General features: G+C 53.3%; 3 tRNA genes (1 of these 3 cut by a window edge). All 3 read right to left on the bottom strand.

The features are described 5' to 3' along the window. Window positions 1-148 precede the first annotated feature (148 nt). Window positions 149-224: transfer RNA gene (locus tag IEI94_RS21495), tRNA-Ala, on the bottom strand. A 118-nt stretch (window positions 225-342) separates the two neighbouring features. Further along, window positions 343-419 (bottom strand) — tRNA-Ile (locus IEI94_RS21490). Window positions 420-569: 150 nt separating this feature from the next. Continuing rightward, window positions 570-574, bottom strand: a tRNA-Ala gene (locus IEI94_RS21485) (it continues 59 nt past the right edge of the window).

Below are 574 nucleotides of genomic sequence, written 5' to 3'. Positions count from 1 at the left end.
TTTCTCCTTGCGGAGAAATTTGTCAGCATGATTCACATTGTTAAAGAGCAAACTGTCAATCGACAGTCATAAACCGGTCATCGTCTTGCGCGATGGTGGCTTATGACTGCGGATCCGATCAGGTAAGACTGTGGGGTGGGCGACGAAGTGGTGGAGCCTAGCGGGATCGAACCGCTGACCTCCTGCGTGCAAGGCAGGCGCTCTCCCAGCTGAGCTAAGGCCCCCTATCAACACTTCATCGTGAATTTATCACGTGAAATGTAATTTGTGCGAGACAAGGCGAAAGGCGACGACGTATAGCCTGCTATACGAGGAGTCTTTCAACGACGTATCGCGCAAATTTGGTGGGTCTGGGCAGATTTGAACTGCCGACCTCACCCTTATCAGGGGTGCGCTCTAACCAACTGAGCTACAGACCCGGCACTGTACCGTTGCAAGCTCGATGGCGATCCGCTGGCCGACCTCACCCTGCTTTCCATTTAAGGTCAGGGGGTGCGCTCTCACCAACTGAGCGACAGACCCAGCTTACTAACACAGTCTTTGCTCTGGCCGATCAGGTAATTCATTGTGAGCG

The sequence above is a fragment of the Halomonas sp. ML-15 genome (assembly GCF_014779595.1).
Taxonomy (GTDB): domain Bacteria; phylum Pseudomonadota; class Gammaproteobacteria; order Pseudomonadales; family Halomonadaceae; genus Franzmannia.
This window is presented reverse-complemented; position numbering and strand designations above follow the sequence as displayed.